This window comes from Cerasicoccus arenae, from assembly GCF_014651635.1.
Lineage (GTDB): Bacteria > Verrucomicrobiota > Verrucomicrobiia > Opitutales > Cerasicoccaceae > Cerasicoccus > Cerasicoccus arenae.
In genome coordinates this window covers 32,257-47,432 of record NZ_BMXG01000024.1, presented here as the reverse complement: position 1 = coordinate 47,432, position 15,176 = coordinate 32,257, and the positions used below count along the sequence as shown (strand labels likewise).

General features: G+C 55.0%; 14 protein-coding genes. 10 read left to right on the top strand and 4 right to left on the bottom strand.

Annotated features, from left to right (window positions below; genetic code table 11):
• Nucleotides 1-14: 14 nt before the first annotated feature.
• The gene (locus IE065_RS15600; protein ID WP_189516760.1) at nucleotides 15-2,696 is read right to left on the bottom strand and encodes a tetratricopeptide repeat protein; all 2,682 of its coding nucleotides are present in this window, start codon (nucleotides 2,694-2,696) and stop codon (nucleotides 15-17) included.
• Nucleotides 2,697-3,110: 414 nt separating this feature from the next.
• On the opposite strand from IE065_RS15600, the gene IE065_RS15595 reads away from it, so the two are divergent.
• The 3 genes from IE065_RS15595 to IE065_RS15585 all read left to right on the top strand — a co-directional run bounded on the left by IE065_RS15595 (nucleotide 3,111) and on the right by IE065_RS15585 (nucleotide 6,643).
• Nucleotides 3,111-4,271: a SpoIIE family protein phosphatase gene (locus tag IE065_RS15595; protein WP_189516758.1), complete on the top strand. Its 1,161-nt coding sequence runs from the start codon at nucleotides 3,111-3,113 to the stop codon at nucleotides 4,269-4,271.
• A gap of 48 nt (nucleotides 4,272-4,319) precedes the next feature.
• Entirely contained in the window at nucleotides 4,320-5,579 is a 1,260-nt protein-coding gene (locus IE065_RS15590) for a mechanosensitive ion channel family protein (RefSeq protein ID WP_189516756.1), read from the top strand.
• Between the two features lie 470 nt (nucleotides 5,580-6,049).
• A complete protein-coding gene (locus IE065_RS15585; protein ID WP_189516754.1) occupies nucleotides 6,050-6,643 on the top strand; it encodes an SMI1/KNR4 family protein in 594 nt (197 codons plus the stop codon).
• A gap of 155 nt (nucleotides 6,644-6,798) precedes the next feature.
• On the opposite strand, the gene IE065_RS15580 is transcribed toward IE065_RS15585, so the two are convergent.
• Nucleotides 6,799-7,419, bottom strand: a complete 621-nt coding sequence (locus IE065_RS15580; protein WP_189516752.1) for a hypothetical protein — start codon at nucleotides 7,417-7,419, stop codon at nucleotides 6,799-6,801.
• Nucleotides 7,420-7,565: 146 nt separating this feature from the next.
• Between IE065_RS15580 and IE065_RS15575 the strand changes: the two genes are divergently transcribed.
• Nucleotides 7,566-7,763 (top strand): hypothetical protein, encoded by a 198-nt coding sequence (locus IE065_RS15575; RefSeq protein ID WP_189516750.1) that lies wholly within the window; start codon nucleotides 7,566-7,568, stop codon nucleotides 7,761-7,763.
• 18 nt (nucleotides 7,764-7,781) lie between these two features.
• Nucleotides 7,782-8,171, top strand: coding sequence for a hypothetical protein (locus IE065_RS15570; protein ID WP_189516748.1), 390 nt, complete (start codon nucleotides 7,782-7,784; stop codon nucleotides 8,169-8,171).
• Here IE065_RS15570 and IE065_RS15565 read toward each other — a convergent pair.
• Nucleotides 8,116-8,535 (bottom strand): response regulator, encoded by a 420-nt coding sequence (locus IE065_RS15565; RefSeq protein WP_189516746.1) that lies wholly within the window; start codon nucleotides 8,533-8,535, stop codon nucleotides 8,116-8,118. The two genes, IE065_RS15570 and IE065_RS15565, sit on opposite strands and share 56 nt — an antisense overlap.
• Before the next feature lie 126 nt (nucleotides 8,536-8,661).
• On the opposite strand from IE065_RS15565, the gene panC reads away from it, so the two are divergent.
• From panC to IE065_RS15550, 3 genes are read left to right on the top strand one after another with little or no spacing between them, the layout of a single operon-like run.
• On the top strand, nucleotides 8,662-9,504 hold the full coding sequence (gene panC, locus IE065_RS15560; protein WP_189516744.1) for a pantoate--beta-alanine ligase: 843 nt from the start codon (nucleotides 8,662-8,664) through the stop codon (nucleotides 9,502-9,504).
• Nucleotides 9,505-9,514: 10 nt separating this feature from the next.
• Nucleotides 9,515-10,015 (top strand): hypothetical protein, encoded by a 501-nt coding sequence (locus IE065_RS15555; RefSeq protein WP_189516742.1) that lies wholly within the window; start codon nucleotides 9,515-9,517, stop codon nucleotides 10,013-10,015.
• 7 nt (nucleotides 10,016-10,022) lie between these two features.
• Nucleotides 10,023-11,066: a M23 family metallopeptidase gene (locus tag IE065_RS15550; protein WP_189516740.1), complete on the top strand. Its 1,044-nt coding sequence runs from the start codon at nucleotides 10,023-10,025 to the stop codon at nucleotides 11,064-11,066.
• 268 nt (nucleotides 11,067-11,334) lie between these two features.
• Here the strand turns inward: IE065_RS15550 and IE065_RS15545 are convergent, their stop codons facing one another.
• A complete protein-coding gene (locus IE065_RS15545) occupies nucleotides 11,335-11,928 on the bottom strand; it encodes a sigma-70 family RNA polymerase sigma factor (RefSeq protein ID WP_189516738.1) in 594 nt (197 codons plus the stop codon).
• A gap of 107 nt (nucleotides 11,929-12,035) precedes the next feature.
• Here IE065_RS15545 and IE065_RS15540 point away from each other — a divergent pair, with 107 nt between their 5' ends.
• Together IE065_RS15540 and IE065_RS15535 are read left to right on the top strand one after the other, a co-directional pair.
• The gene (locus tag IE065_RS15540; protein ID WP_189516736.1) at nucleotides 12,036-14,720 is read left to right on the top strand and encodes an MGH1-like glycoside hydrolase domain-containing protein; all 2,685 of its coding nucleotides are present in this window, start codon (nucleotides 12,036-12,038) and stop codon (nucleotides 14,718-14,720) included.
• Nucleotides 14,721-14,768: 48 nt separating this feature from the next.
• Nucleotides 14,769-15,176, top strand: a complete 408-nt coding sequence (locus IE065_RS15535; RefSeq protein WP_189516734.1) for a DoxX family protein — start codon at nucleotides 14,769-14,771, stop codon at nucleotides 15,174-15,176.

The window sequence follows — 15,176 nt, the reverse complement described above, 5'->3', positions numbered from 1 at the left end:
CATTGATCAGCGTATCAATTTTTAGAAGCCGGCACCGATGCGACCTGACGTAGTTTTTCGCGACGGGCAGCAGCCAAGTTCTTACCTGGCAGACCATTGGAGACTAGCTGAAAGTAAACTTCACGCGCATCCTCCACCTTGCCTTCTCTTTCCAATATTTCGCCTAACTCCAGCAAGCAACGAGCCATCCAGTATTTTCCATTGGCACCTAGTTGGCTGGCGGCAGATGGCTCTCGCAAAAAGCGTGAAATCACTAGCCAAAGCGTTTCAGCAGCGAGCTGGCTGCTGTTCGATTGTAATTGGATGCGGCTGAGCATGTAACCAGCCTCGACACGTACATCGACTGGGACGGAAGCTAGGTCAAGCAGGCGTTCCAAGCCTCGGGCCGCTTCGTCCAGCAGCGCAGGGTCATCTCCTGAACGGGCTAGCAGCGTGTTGGCGCGGTAAAGCTCGGCCAAATAGATTTCCGGGTGGTTCGCATAGTCACGGAGGACGGTTTCGTAGACCACGCGGGCATAACCGAACTCACCCAATTGACGGGCGATGTTGCCCTGAAGCAGGCGGGCGCGGAACACCAATGCGTGGTCTGGATAGCGGGCAATCAAGTCGTTGAGAATGGAAAGGGATTCGCGGCGGGTGGACTCCAGCCCCTGCCGGTCAGCAAGGATGGCCGCCTCATAGAGAGCAGCGGGCGCATGGGGGCTGTCACGGTAACGGTCGGCCAATTCACGGAGACGGCGTTGCGCCTCGGCGTCGCTGAACTTACCCGCGAAATAACGTGCTTCTTCTAGTATAGACAAAATGGCCGGATCGCTGCCGGGATAATCCTCACGAAGCTTGGCCAAAGCGGCGAGACCTTCCTCGGATTTACCAGAGCGAATCAGCGCCTGCCCTTCCAGTAGGCGCACATGGCTGGCAACCTCGGGCGTAGCTGCGGCAATCTCTCCCTTGGCCAGCTCGACCTCCACCTCTTGAGCCAACTGACGTGCTTCTTGGGCGGCGGCATCAGACTCACCATTGTCGTAGGCCAACCGTGCATTCAGCCACTCCAAGCGCCAACGCAATGCAGGGTCCGCAGGCAGGCCATGTGAAGCAAAGAGCGTCTTGAGCCGGATGCGCGCTTGTTTGGCCTGACCGGACCGGCGAAGGCTATCAAGCAAAATCCACTCGGCTTGCCAGCGAATCGCCGGAGGAAATTGCCCCCCCTCATCAAGCAGGGTTCGGGCGTTGTCCCAACGCTCCGCCAAGGCGTTGGCGAGGATCGTCTGATAAAAGAGCATGTTTTCAAACACCGAGACTTTGCTCTCCCGGAGCACACTGGTGTAGACGTCGGCGGCGGCGGCATAGTCCCCTTTTAAGAAGTAACAATCGCCGATCTGCTCGCCAATGCGCACGCGGGCGGGGCTGGGTTCCATCTTGTCACGAATTTGCACCAAAGACTGTGCTGCTCGGAGATAGCGGCCTTCGTTCCAAGCCAGGGAAGCACGAAGCCAAAGCGCGTCGTCAACCAGCGGCGAAGCCGGGTAGTCTTCAATCAATTCCCCAACATCGGCATCTGCCGCAGAGTAATCTCCTGCCTCCAATTGAAGCCGACTCCGCATCAGCAGCAGCTCATCGCGCAAGGGGTGGCTGGGCTGGGCAATCAGGTCATCCAAGGTCTTACGGAAGGCGTCACGATTTTCACCGGGCTGAGTGGCGCTGGCGGCCAACAAATAGAGGGCGAGCTTTTGCGTATCGGGCTGGCCTTTACCAGTCAGGATCTCGCGGAAGGCCAATTGGCCACGGGCAGAATCTCGCCCGGAGATTAGCCCAATGAGCAACAGCATTTGGCCGGCCTCCGCTTGCTCACGGTCTGTCAACATGCTCATTTGGTCGCGCAGAACGGCGATTGCTTCGTCTTTACGACCGAGTCGGTCGAGCACAACCGCCATCTGGCGAGCAAAGTCAAACCCGGCCCGTGTGCCGCGAGTCTGCTCCACCTTTCGCTGCAAAAGCTTAAGTAATTCCTTGTCGTCCTGTGATGCGAGGACGGCTCCCTTGAGGATGACGGCCTCTATCTGTGCGCTTTGTGCTGGGGAGACCGAGCGCGCCAACGCCTCTTCCAATGCAGCGGAGGACGCCGCTTGATCATCCCGCGCACGGGCTTCCATCCCGCGCAGCAGGTAATACCAGGAAACGTCCGCCCGGCTAAGTTCCTTGGGGGAAATCCGCGCAAGCAAGTCCATCGTAAGGCCGAGTTTACCATTGTTGTAAGCAAGGATCGCGCGGCGGAGGGCGACGGCTTGAGCCATCAGGCCTTTCTCCGCAGGCAAGGCCTCACTGGCTTCTGTAAAGCGGCGCTGGGCGATCAAGGAGGAAGCCAGCTTGAGCTGGAGTAGCGCCCGGGCCTCGGCGTTTAAATCGGGGTTAGCGAGGACGCCGCGATAGAGGCCCTCGGCAAGGCCGGGCAGACCTGCCTGCAAGGCGTCATCACCAGCAAGCATCTTCCATCGCCAGGCGGGCCAGTCGGCGATCATTTCCACTGGCGCAAGGAGCGGCTTAGTCGGGAGGCTGGCCGGGGCGGCACCGCCTGTTACTGCGGAGGGCGTTGCCTCGGCAGGCTTGTCCTGCGCTTGCAGCCAAGCCCCCGCGAGGAGGCAAATGGCGTACAAGGCCCAACGCCAATGGGCGATCAATCTGCAATTCGAAATGGGCATCAATGCGTCAAAGTCTCTAATGAAATGACTTGCCTCGCTCAAGGCAACCCAATCCAGCACTACCTCGGAATTCTCATTTTTTTGGGGGGGAGGAAAAATGAAAGGGGGGGGGTGCGGAGAGGGCAATCCCGCGGAACGCCCGTCAAAAACCACTTTCAGAGCCGTGGCAGGCTAATAACACCCGTTTCGAGCCGAAAAACTGATACTTTTATGCTCTTTTTGGCGCAATTTCAGACTCAAAATGTAAACTAGAGCAAAGTTTAGTCGTCCGCCCCATTAACTCAACAAACAAAAACCCTTCAGATTTCGAAAAATGCGCCTTCTCAGATTTGATCAAACGCTTGACAGAATCATCCCCTAAAAAGGCGTGGCAAATGAGTTGATTTCGAGTCTCAAAGATTTAGCATCAAAACGATGCCCGAAGATGAATCAGTGCGCCCGATGGTTCCAGGAAGCCGTAAGCTCTTTCAGGCGTTGATGGGGCAGACTCCGGATCGTGTCTATTTTAAGGACATGCGCAGCCGATTTCTTGTCGTGAGCAAAGCCCTCGCGAACAAGCATGGCTGTGAGGATGCAGACGAGCTTATCGGCAAAACAGACTTTGATTTCTTCAATGAGGAGCACGCGCGGGAAGCTTTTGAGGACGAACGCAAAATCATACTGACGGGCAAACCGCTCATTAATAAAGAGGAGCGCGAAGTCTGGCCCGATGGCAGCATCACTTGGGTGTCCACTACCAAAGTGCCCCTGTTTCTCGAATCCGGGAAAATCGCGGGCATCATGGGCATATCCAGAGACATTACGGAGCAGCATAAAACCCGTGTCCTGCTTCAACATCAAAATGATATTCTTTCGCGGGATTTGGAAAGCGCGCGCCAAGTGCAAAAGCTGATGATCCCCGGGCGGGTTCCCGACTTCGACGGCATCGTGATCGGCGTATCTTATCGCCCCATGGAGGCCGTGGGCGGAGACATCATCGTCTTCCCCGTTACGCCCGATAAATACACCTTCTTCTTTATTGGCGATGTCTGCGGCCACGGGCTCTCCGCCGCGATGTACACCGTGCTGGTGCGCCATCTTACAGACCAGCTTGCCGGGCAGTATAATGGATCGCCCGAGCAATTCCTGACCAGCATGAATACGCTCCTCATGGGCAAGTTCACCAATCGTTTCATGACGACGCTGTGCGGGCACTTTCTACTGGCTGAGAACGGGCACATCACCTACACCGCTGCCAATGCCGGGCACCCTCCCCCGATCATCTGGCGCAAAGAAACCCACACCCTCGAAACGCTCAAATTTTCTGACAGCCTCGCCATCGGTCTAATGGACGAGCCCGCTTCCCAAATCGTTCATGGCGAGCTTGGCTCCGGTGACCGCATTTTCCTCTACACCGATGGCTTGCCCGAGATTCTTGACGCCTATGGCGAGCTATCGCTAGAGCAGCTCATCCGCTCAACGATTTCGCTGTCACCCCAGTATCAAGCCGATGCCATGACCGAGCGCGTCCGGCAGATTGGCGAAGAGATCACCATGGAAGATGACATAACGCTCGCCGTGGTCGAGGGGCCGTAAGCTCCTGACACGCTTGACTTAGCGCAACTTCAGGCACAGGCTGTGCCCATGAACGCCCTGCAATGGCTCTGCCCCACCGTCCAAGCTGCCCGGCCGGAAAATTGGTGGCAGGTAGTTACGATAGCGGTTGCTTGGCTAATCCTTTATGCCACCTGTCGCGGCTCCAACGAAAAAACCGAGAGCTACAACCCCGCGATCTGGCTCAAACAAAATGCTGAGCTACCGCTCCTCGCCGCCTTAATGCTCATTTTGGCAGCCGGGTTTTCGTTCACGGATATTTCGGTGCCAGTCTTCCGCGTAGCCGCAACGCTCTTTTCCCTGTGGACGGTTATCGGGCTGCTGACCTCACTGATCAAAGATCGGTTCTGGGCCGAGTCCACCTCACTCGCACTCTTTCTACTGACCGCCTCCGTGGTGCTCACGGTTGATGATCAGGTCGTGGATTTTCTGGAAACAATCACCCTGCCGATTCCCGCGGGCGACCAACCACTTTCGCTGTGGAAAATGATCACCGTCGCCGCGTCATTGGCCATTGCCCTTTGGATCGGCATCGGGCTATCACGATTCATTGAGCAGCGGGTAGAAACGGTGGATCGCATCAATGCCTCCAGCCGCGCATTAATCGGCAAAGTCATTCGTGTTTTCTTCGTCGCCATCGCGCTCGTCGTTGGCCTCACCTCGGTTGGCGTTAACCTGTCCGCACTCACGTTCTTTGGCGGTGCCTTTGGCCTGGGCCTGGGCTTTGGTCTACAGAAAATTGTTTCCAACTTGATCAGCGGATTCATCTTGCTGTCCGACCACTCCATTAAACCGGGCGACGTCATTGAGCTGGAGGGCACCTATGGCTGGATCAACGGCCTGCGCGCCCGCTACGTATCCGTCATCACACGCGATGGCACCGAACACCTGATCCCCAACGAAGACTTGATTACCCAACGCGTCATCAACTGGTCCTACAGCCACGATCGCATCCGCATCAAGGTGGACATCGGCGTCGCCTATGGCGAAGACCCGCACCGCGTGATCGAGATTTGCGAAGCAGCGGCCCGTAAGCAAAAACGCGTGATCCAAGACCCTCCACCACGCTGCCAGCTCAGAGAATTCGGCGACAGCTCGGTGAACCTCCAACTGCGCTTCTGGATCCGCGACCCCTACGAGGGCCTCGCCAATGTCCAAAGCGACGTCTTGCTCGAAATCTGGGACCGCTTCAAAGAAGAAGGCATCGAAATCCCTTTCCCACAACGCGACTTACACATCAAAAGCGATGAACGGCCCCTAAGCTCCCGACCCGAAGGGACGGGAGATTAGGGGAGGTTAAAGTTTAAAGATTAAAGGTTAAAGTGCTGGACGCCTGAGTGTGTGAACACGCGGCCGGATGTGAGGATGCGCATTTTCAATACGCATTCAATTTCGTTGCATTAACGCAAGTTATCTTAATTAATGAGAAAAATAATTTTATCAAGCTCCTGAGAATATGGATGACATCTAAAATCAATCATTTCTTAGGCGATATAGGTGACTTTAAAAGCTATGAAAAAAGCTACGCGAAAAACACAATTGCCCCGCAGCCCTGTGTATTGCGAGGTTTTCGACCATTTTTTCACTTTTAACACGAAGCAACTGCCCATCGCCATCCAATCGTTACGCTGTGACTCAAATTGATGTTGATAAAGAGCTTACGGGTAGATTAAGTGATTTTCATGCAATTGACGCCAACCTCTGATTGTTACCGTAACAATCGCACCGTACGCGTATACTAACCTGTTAGCTAATTAAAAATGAATGACTTCTCAAAAGCACTGAATAATAGGTTCAATCTTGAAGCTCCAGAAAGCTATAAAGCACTAGAAAGTCATTCCGGTCTATTATGGAAAGATGAATACAGAGGATCTGAGTTGAATGAATCTAACATACCATATTTTTGGCTGAATGATATGGAATGGTATCAAGCAACAGAAATAGAAAATTTTGAATTTGAAGAGTATCATAAGCCCGGCTTCATCCCATTTGCCCATACTGGAGGCGGTGATTACTGGTGCTGGTCTCCACCCCATGAAACAAATAGCGAAATCCCCGTATTGCTTTGTCCACATGACTGTGAAGAAGCAGAATTTTATGCTCCGAACTTTTCTTCGGCCTTATTTCGACATGCTCTGGAATATTCCGCATCAATTGATGAAGATGAACTAGAACTCCTGAAAGCAACACTCACAAAACTACTCTCATATTTTTCTGAAATTTGGGATGACCAGTGGGTCGAGAAAATCAAAGAAGTCAGCTCTACTCCATTAACTTGGAATCAATACGAACATTACATAGAACATGAGTTCGGGAAAGACTTCATCGAGAGGACAATCATCTGGACGAAATAAGACCTAACCAGGCAGTCGTGGACAACTCCGTTCGTGCCTCACTCCGTGCCACACTTTGACGTTCACGGCGGATTTAAGAGTAGTCGCTCAAGACTTCCCAATTTTTTAAAAAGCCAGTAAAGAAGCTCCGCTATTCTCTCGCCAAGCCGCCGCCGTCACTCTGGCGTTTGGCCTGAGAGCTTGCGGAGGATGCTGACGACGTTGTCGGGGGTGGCGATGGGGATGTCTTGCTGGTGGAAGGTTTCGCGGACGTGGTCGTCGAAGTTCTTCATGTAAGGGACGCAGAGGACGACGGCGTCGATTTGCGGCATGCTGCGCAAGATGATCGCTTGGCCAAGAGTCACCGTGTAACGGCCGCGGAGGTTGTGCTTGCACTCCAAGGCAATACGGATCGTGCGGTCGGTTTTTTCGTCAACGTGCTGGATGAGGAAGTCGGTGCGCAGATTGGCGACTGAGCTGTAACGCGTGTAGCAAATGTCTTCGTCGCGGAGAATTTCCTCGATGTCGTCTTCAAAGTCGATGGACGCCGCCTTGGCCGCGCTGTAGTCGCTACCGGCGTCGATGGCGGACTGGAGGTTGAGGTCTTCGCGGACAGGCGCGGCCCCTAGCTCGGTGAGTAGCTGCGGCTGGCGGCCATTAAGCTCGGCCTCAACGCACATTGTGACGTAGCGGCTGAAGGATAAACCGAGGCTGCGGGAGCGTTCACTGGCTCGATCACGGAGCTCCGGATTGAAAGAAACGCCGACTGTTTTATGCTTTTGGGTGTCCTGGGCCATGTTGTTGAAAGTGATGTATCAAATTGGGTTCTGTAAGTCATTGATGCTGAACGCAGGATAACACTCAATAATAAAATAAACAAAAATAGTAAATAGTTGTTGCCAAGAGTGCATTATTCAATGATGATTCGTTCACTATGAAAGTCATGAAAAAACGCACTGTCAACGTTTCGATTTCACTGCCCAAAAGCCTCCGGGACGCGGCTCGCAATGCAGCGGTGGACGACCAGCGCTCGGTTTCGAGCCTAGTCGCTAGCCTGCTCAAAGATCACTTGTGTGCGGAGGGTTATATCTCGGCCACGCTCCAGCCTGCCGAACGCCCGTTTAACCGTAACCGCCTCTAACTCCCCCCCCCCTCCGCCATGAAAAAGAAACTAAAATCACCTCATTTCTCCCCTCTACTACCCACCGACAAAACTTGGTTTAACACCAAGGACGTCGCGTCCATGCTGGGACGCACCGATCAATACGTACGTGATTGCTACGACTCTGGCCGCCTGCCGGGTCATCGCTTGGCCGCTGGCCCCGTCAGTGAACGCACCCGCCACGTTTATCAATTTCACCGCGACGCGCTGCTGATGTATTTGTTGGAGACAGCCAACTACACGCCGGAAGATTTCGAGGAACGCCTCGCCGCGCTGATTCGTGGGCGGAGCCCGGAGGAAATGCGCACGGTTTTGGCCCGCGCGGGGATGGTTATCCTGCCGACTCCCCCCCCCCCTCGTGGTCCACGGGCACTAGGAACTTGTTAACCACGGCGCGCACCTGGGCAATCGTAGCAGGCTTGGGCAGGAAAAAATTGGCCCCGGCAGTCAGACAGCGATCGGCCGCTTTCTGATCCGCATAGCCCGAGATCACGATGACCGGAATATCCCGGGTGCGCCAGTTGAGCCGGAGCAATCGCAAGTCCGTATAGCCGTCGATATCAGGCATCAGGATATCCAGTAAGATGAGGTCGGGCCGGTGCTTTTTTGCCTGATCAAAAGCGTCTTTGCCGTTGCTCACGAGGATGGTCTCATGGCCAAGTCGGCGAACAGCGGCGTCCAAAAAAGTCCTCGTAGCCTGATCGTCATCAGCTACAAGCACCGTTTTATTCGTTGGTTGCACTTCACTCATTGGACAACTTGTCTTTACTGATCGTGGGCTATTTTGAAAAGCGGAAAATTTTCCAGTTTGATTTTTGCTCCACGGACGTCACGTTTTGGCGTGTCATTCCGTCATGGCCCCCTCATTAGTAGAGACATGGAGATTATAAGCTCGGTTCAGGAAATGCAATCTCAGGCGACGCGCTTACGCGGCCAGGGGCGGCTAATCGGCTTTGCCCCCACCATGGGCGCATTGCACGAAGGCCATCTATCGCTGATCGACATTGTGCGGGAAAAGTCCGACGTGGTCATCGTCTCGATCTTCGTCAACCCAACGCAATTTGGGCCCAACGAGGATTTCGACCGCTACCCCCGCCCTCTGGAGGCTGATTTGGCTGCCTGCGAGGCACATGGGGCAGACATTGTCTTTGCCCCAAGTCGCGACGACCTCCTACCCCCCAACTTCTCAACCTACGTCGAAGAAAACTCCTGCTCACAAGGGCTGTGCGGCATCTCCCGCCCCGGCCATTTCCGCGGGGTGTCGACCATAGTCGCGATCCTGTTTAACGTCTGCCGCCCGGATTTTGCTGTCTTCGGCCAGAAGGATGCCCAGCAGGCCGCTGTGATCAAAAAAATGGTCACTGATCTGAATTTCCCGGTTGAGATAATTATCGCCCCAACGGTCCGCGAGCCCGACGGCCTAGCCATGAGCTCGCGCAATCGCTATCTGGACCCCGGCCAGCGCCAAGACGCGGCCCGCCTCTCTCAGGCACTGGTGATCGGCAAGGAAATCGTCGCCAAGGGCAATCTGAGCGTTGACCGCATCAAGGCCGAAGTCACCCATCACCTGAGCCAGAGTCGGCGCATCCGTATCATCTACGTGGAAATCGTCGACCCTGACTCCATGAAGCCCGAGCGCGCCGTCCGCCCCGGCCAAAGCCTCTTGACCGTAGCCGTCTGGCTGGAACAGACTCGCCTAATCGACAACATGACCCTTTAATCCCATGACCATGCCTAAATACATTGCTTTCCTCGCCGCCCTCTACCTCGCAGTTTGCCTGAGCGGCTGCGGCGAAGATGAAAAAGTAAAGTCCATGCGCTTCTACATTGAAGTGCCTGCTGGCGGTGCCTCTGGCGAGGTCGGCAAGAATGTAACTCTTCCTCAAAGTGGGCTGAACTACAACGTGCGCATCGATCCGCTCTTTACCGAAGTGGACATCAGCAACGTGCAACTCGTGAAGGTTGCCTCCGGCGAACACGCCCTGCTCTTCCACCTCAACGAACCCGGTGCACGCAAGCTCTACCGCCAGTCCGTCTCCAACAATGGGCGCGTGGTCATCTTTGAATACGGCGGTAAGCCCATTGGCGCACGTCAGATCGACGGAGCCATCAGCGATGGCCGCTACTTCACCTTTGTTGAAATGCCTTACCCTGAGCTCGAAGCCATGGTCATGGAAATGCAGGGCGACACGCGTCTCATGAATGAGAAGCTGCGCGAATCACGCTTTTAAGCAATCTATGGTTAAACGCCAACGCCACGCCATCCGCTGTTTTCTAGTCTGCCTGCTGGGCATGTTCCCATTCGCACTTCAGGCGGACGAACCGCCGTTGTTTTGGCCCACGCCCAACCCCGCCTTTTTCGAAGGCGCGACCTGGGAAGACATCGTCCAGCCGGCCGCATCCGGCACGACCGAGTCTGCTCTTTTTGGCTGTGTGCGCAATGGTGGAAGCCGTTTTCATGAAGCAATCGATCTGAAGCCCATCGGCCGTGATCGGCACAACGAAGCCACCGACGCCATCTACGCAGTCATGCCAGGGCGCGTCGCCTATATCAACCCGCATGCCGGCAACAGCAGCTATGGCCGCTACATCGTGTTGGAGCACCAAGACGCCGATGTCGCCGTTTACACGCTTTACGCACACCTCTCCGCCATTGAGCCTGGCCTGCGCGAAGGCTCCTTAGTAACCGGCGCTCAACGCATCGGTACGATGGGCCGCTCGGCCGCCGGTTATACGATTCCCCGCCAACAAGCGCACCTGCATTTTGAAATTGGTCTGCGCAAAAGCACCAACTTCGACGCTTGGTACAAGAAAGCACGCTACTCGGGTAAAAATCACCATGGTGACTACAGCGGCCTGAACCTGATTGGTGCCGATCCCGTTGACTTTTGGGAAACCGTTCGGGCGGGCAAGCTCAAGACCTTCCGCGAATATTTCTTTAACCTACCCACTGCCTTCACCCTGCGAGTCGGCACCAAAACCGTCCCGGAATACATCAACCGTTACCCGCAACTGCTCACCAAGCCAATTCCCTCAAGCGGCGTAACTGGCTGGGACATTGACTATACGTGGTACGGCCTGCCGAAACGTTGGACTCCATTAGGCGCGGAAGCCTTCCCCTACGGGGCCAAAGAGGGAGACATTGCCTTACTCGATTTCAACCCCGAAGCCTTCGAAAGCCAATGCCGCGACACACTGGAATTTTCAAACTCCAACCCCGAAGGCACGGTCAAGCTCGGTAAAAATTTGAAGAACGACCTCAAGCAGATTTTCGGTTTTTAAGACCAGCAGGACGCTGTTACATTTCTCACGGAGCCACAGAGATCACAGAGGCCAGCGTGATGAATTTCCTCTGGTAAAGGCGCAATGCATCGTAGTCCAATGCGCGTAGGAAAACTTACGAAAGTATGGAGAATTTGTTCGTGTAGAACATCTTTAATATAATCCGCGTGTCGTCAAAAAACAGAATCCCACGCATCGCTGGCCTCTGTGATCTCTGTGGCTCCGTGAGAAAACCTGCACACCCTACTCGCTCAGTGCCTTCCCAGCCTCAGTTGCTGAAGAAATTCTTTTCCAAGCATTGCCGCAGGGCCATGCGGGCGCGATGGAGAATCGTCCAAAGATTTTGCGGGGTAATCTCGAGTTGCGCGCAGATTTCATCGCTTTTGACGCCATCCACTTCGCGCATGATAAAGACTGTGCGGATTTTGTCCGGGAGCTTGTCAGCGCAGAAATAAAATTGCTGCATGAATTCCTTGCGGTCCATCTTTTCGACTTGGGCCGGATTCCAATCCTTCGGCACGTTGGGGTTATTGTAATCCCAACTACCATCTTCGCTGAAGAGATCGGCTTCCTCGCGCTCAAAGAAGGCCGCCGTCTCTTGCATGGACTGCGTGCGATTCTTTTTGCGGTAGTAGTCGATGACCTTGTTTTTCAGGATACCCGTTAGCCAAGTCTTAACGCTGGCTTTGCCGGAGAAACGATCCTTGCCCTTGATTGCCGCCAGAAAGGTTTCCTGGACGAGGTCCTCGGCCAACGCCGTGTTATTCACCCGAAAGTAAGCAAACTTGTAAAGCGCATCGCCGTAGGCGTCGACCCAGGTTGCAGGGTCGAGTTCCGGATTGGCTGGAGACTCATCGGGCATGTGTAGTGGATTCCGCGAAAGGACGGCGCACTCTCGTTCACTAAGCCTAATACGTCAAGCGTGATAAGATGTTGTCTACGCGGACGCAACAAATATGCTCCCCACTAATGCCACGGAAAAAAGCCCCTGCCCAGCCCTCGACAAATCCTGAACGGGATCGCCTTACCGAAGCTCGCGAACGCACAAACAATTGGAAACGCTGGGGGCCTTATCTCTCCGAACGCCAATGGGGAACCGTGCGAGAAGATTATTCTGAAGACGGCGATGCTTGGCGCTATTTTCCCCACGATCACGCCCGCAGCCGTACGTATCGCTGGGGGGAGGATGGGCTCCTCGGCTTCACAGACCGCGAATGCCGCTTGTGCTTCAGCCTAGCCCTCTGGAACGAGCAGGACCCGTTTTTAAAAGAACGCCTATTCGGCGTTGACGGGCATGAGGGCAACCACGGTGAGGACGTCAAGGAGCTCTATTACTACCTCGAATCCACACCCACGCACAGCTACGTCAAATCGCTCTACAAATACCCTCAGGCCGCATTTCCCTATCAGGACCTGGTCGACGAAACCGCCCGGCGCGGCCTCGATGACCCCGAATACGAACTCCTCGACACCGGCGTTTTCAACGAAAACCGCTACTTCGATGTCTTTGCAGAATACGCCAAGGGGGGGGCCAATGATATCCTGATCAAGATCACCGTGGCCAACCGCGGGCCCGAAACCGCCAAGCTCCACGTGCTCCCAACGCTCTGGTTTCGCAATACCTGGATCTGGGGTTGCGACCACGAAGGCTGCTCCATGAAGCCAAATATCTCACAAAGCGCTGGAGATCAATTAATTGCCAATCACGAAACGCTGGGCGACTTTCAATTTTGCGCCGAGGAAGCGCCCGAGTTCCTCTTTACGGAAAACGTCACCAACTCGCAATTACTCTACGATTCACCGAGCTACACCCCGCACACCAAGGACGCCTTTCATCGCCATATCGTCAACGGTGAGCATGGCGCCGTCGCCAAAGACAAGGGCACGAAAGCCGCCGCGCACTATCAGCTTGAAATCCCGGCGGGCGAGGAACGCGTTATCCGCCTGCGTCTAAGCAGTTCAGAAAAAGCGCCCAAAACACCCTTTGGCAAAGGCTTCGAGGATATCTTTAAGCAACGCATTGCCGAGACCGATACCTTCTACGACAACATCACCCATGGCAATCTCTGCCCGGACGAATACAAAGTCCTGCGTCAATGTTACGCCGGGTTGCTGCAATCCAAGCAGTTTTATCATTACTCCGTAGCGGATTGGTTGGACGGCGACCCAGACTCTCCCCCCCCCCCTGAGGCTCGAAAAAGCGGCCGGAATTCTGATTGGCGGCACCTGTTCAATCGTGACGTTATTTCCATGCCCGATAAATGGGAGTATCCGTGGTTCGCCGCGTGGGACTTGGCTTTCCACATGATCCCATTCGATAAAATCGACCCGGACTTCGCCAAACAGCAACTGATCCTGTTTTTGCGTGAGTGGTATATGCACCCCAACGGCCAGATTCCGGCCTATGAATGGAACTTTTCCGACGTCAACCCGCCGGTCCACGCTTGGGCCGTCTGGCGCGTTTACAAGATGACCGGCGAACGCGGAAAGCGAGACTTTGATTTCCTCGCCCAATGCTTTCACAAGCTGCTCATCAACTTCACATGGTGGGTCAATCGCAAGGATCCCGAGGGCCGCAACCTCTTCGCTGGTGGCTTTCTGGGCTTGGATAACATTGGGGCCTTCGACCGCTCTCAAACGCTACCGGGCGGCGCTCAGCTGGTGCAGGCTGATGGCACGGCGTGGATGGCCTTTTACTGCGCAACCATGCTCTCCATGGCCCTTGAGCTGGCAGATCACGACCCGTCCTACGAGGGCGTGGCGTCCAAGTTTTTTGAGCACTTTGTGGCCATCGGCGAGGCCATCAACACCCTTGGTGGGACGGGCCTTTGGAACGAGACGGACGGCTTTTACTACGACATGCTCCACACCGGAGACGGCCAAGGTATCCCTATGGCGATTCGTTCGCTCGTCGGCCTTCTGCCGCTCTGCGCAGTGGAAATCCTGCATGGTGACACGATCAACAAGATCACTGGCTTCAAGAAGCGCATGCAGTGGTTCATCAAGCACAACAACATTTTTGAGCAGCGTGCTTCGTGCCTGGAATTTGAAGGCGGCGAAAACACCGACCCAATGGTGCTCCTTGGCCTGACCTCTCGTGAGCGCTTGGAACGCGTGCTGCGCTACGTCTTCGACGAAAATGAATTCCTCTCGCCCTATGGCATTCGCTCGCTGTCCAAGGCGCATGAGGAAACGCCATTCGTGCTGAACTACGGCGGCGAAACGCATACCGTCGCCTACGAGCCCGGCGAATCGCGCAGCTACCTCTTTGGTGGGAACTCCAACTGGCGCGGCCCAATCTGGTTCCCGATCAACTTTTTGCTCATCGAGGCGCTGGAAAAATATCACCATTACTATGGTGACGACTTCAAGGTCGAGCTACCCACTGGCTCTGGTAATTGGGTCAACCTCGACACGGCCGCCAAAGAGCTTAGCCGTCGCATGGCGAATCTCTTTTTACCGGACAAAAACGGTGACCGCCCGGTCAATGGTGACCATGCCGAGCAATACCGTGACGAGCATTTCCGCGAACATGTGCTCTTCTACGAATACTTCCACGGTGATACTGGCCGCGGCTGTGGGGCCTCTCACCAGACTGGCTGGACAGGCCTCGTGGCGAAAATCCTCGAAGACGCCTGCCAGCAGAAAAAATGAGGAATCCGCCTGCTGGACAGATGCGGAGAAAAAGAGCAAAGTAAACGCATGTCGAAATTCGCCAAATATGTGAACCACCCGGATGTCGGGCTGCTTATTATTCGCGTCGTCGCTGGCCTGATTTTTGTGGCGGCGGGTATTCCGAAGTTCGCTGGCGGCGCGGATATGCTCAAGCAAGTCGGTGCGGCAATGAGTACCTTTGGCATCACCTTTGCCCCGCTGCTCTGGGGCATCTTGGCAGCGACGGCGGAGCTGCTCGGCGGCATCTTGCTGATCATTGGCTTGGGGACGCGCACGGCAGCATTCTTCCTACTATCCACGATGATCGTGGCCGCGGCGGTCCTGCTCAATGGTGGCGGCGAAATTGTTAAAGACGCGGGCTTTCCGATCACACTGGGCGCAATCAGTTTGGCGCTGATCTTCACCGGCCCTGGCAAGTACGCCGTTAAAAGGTAA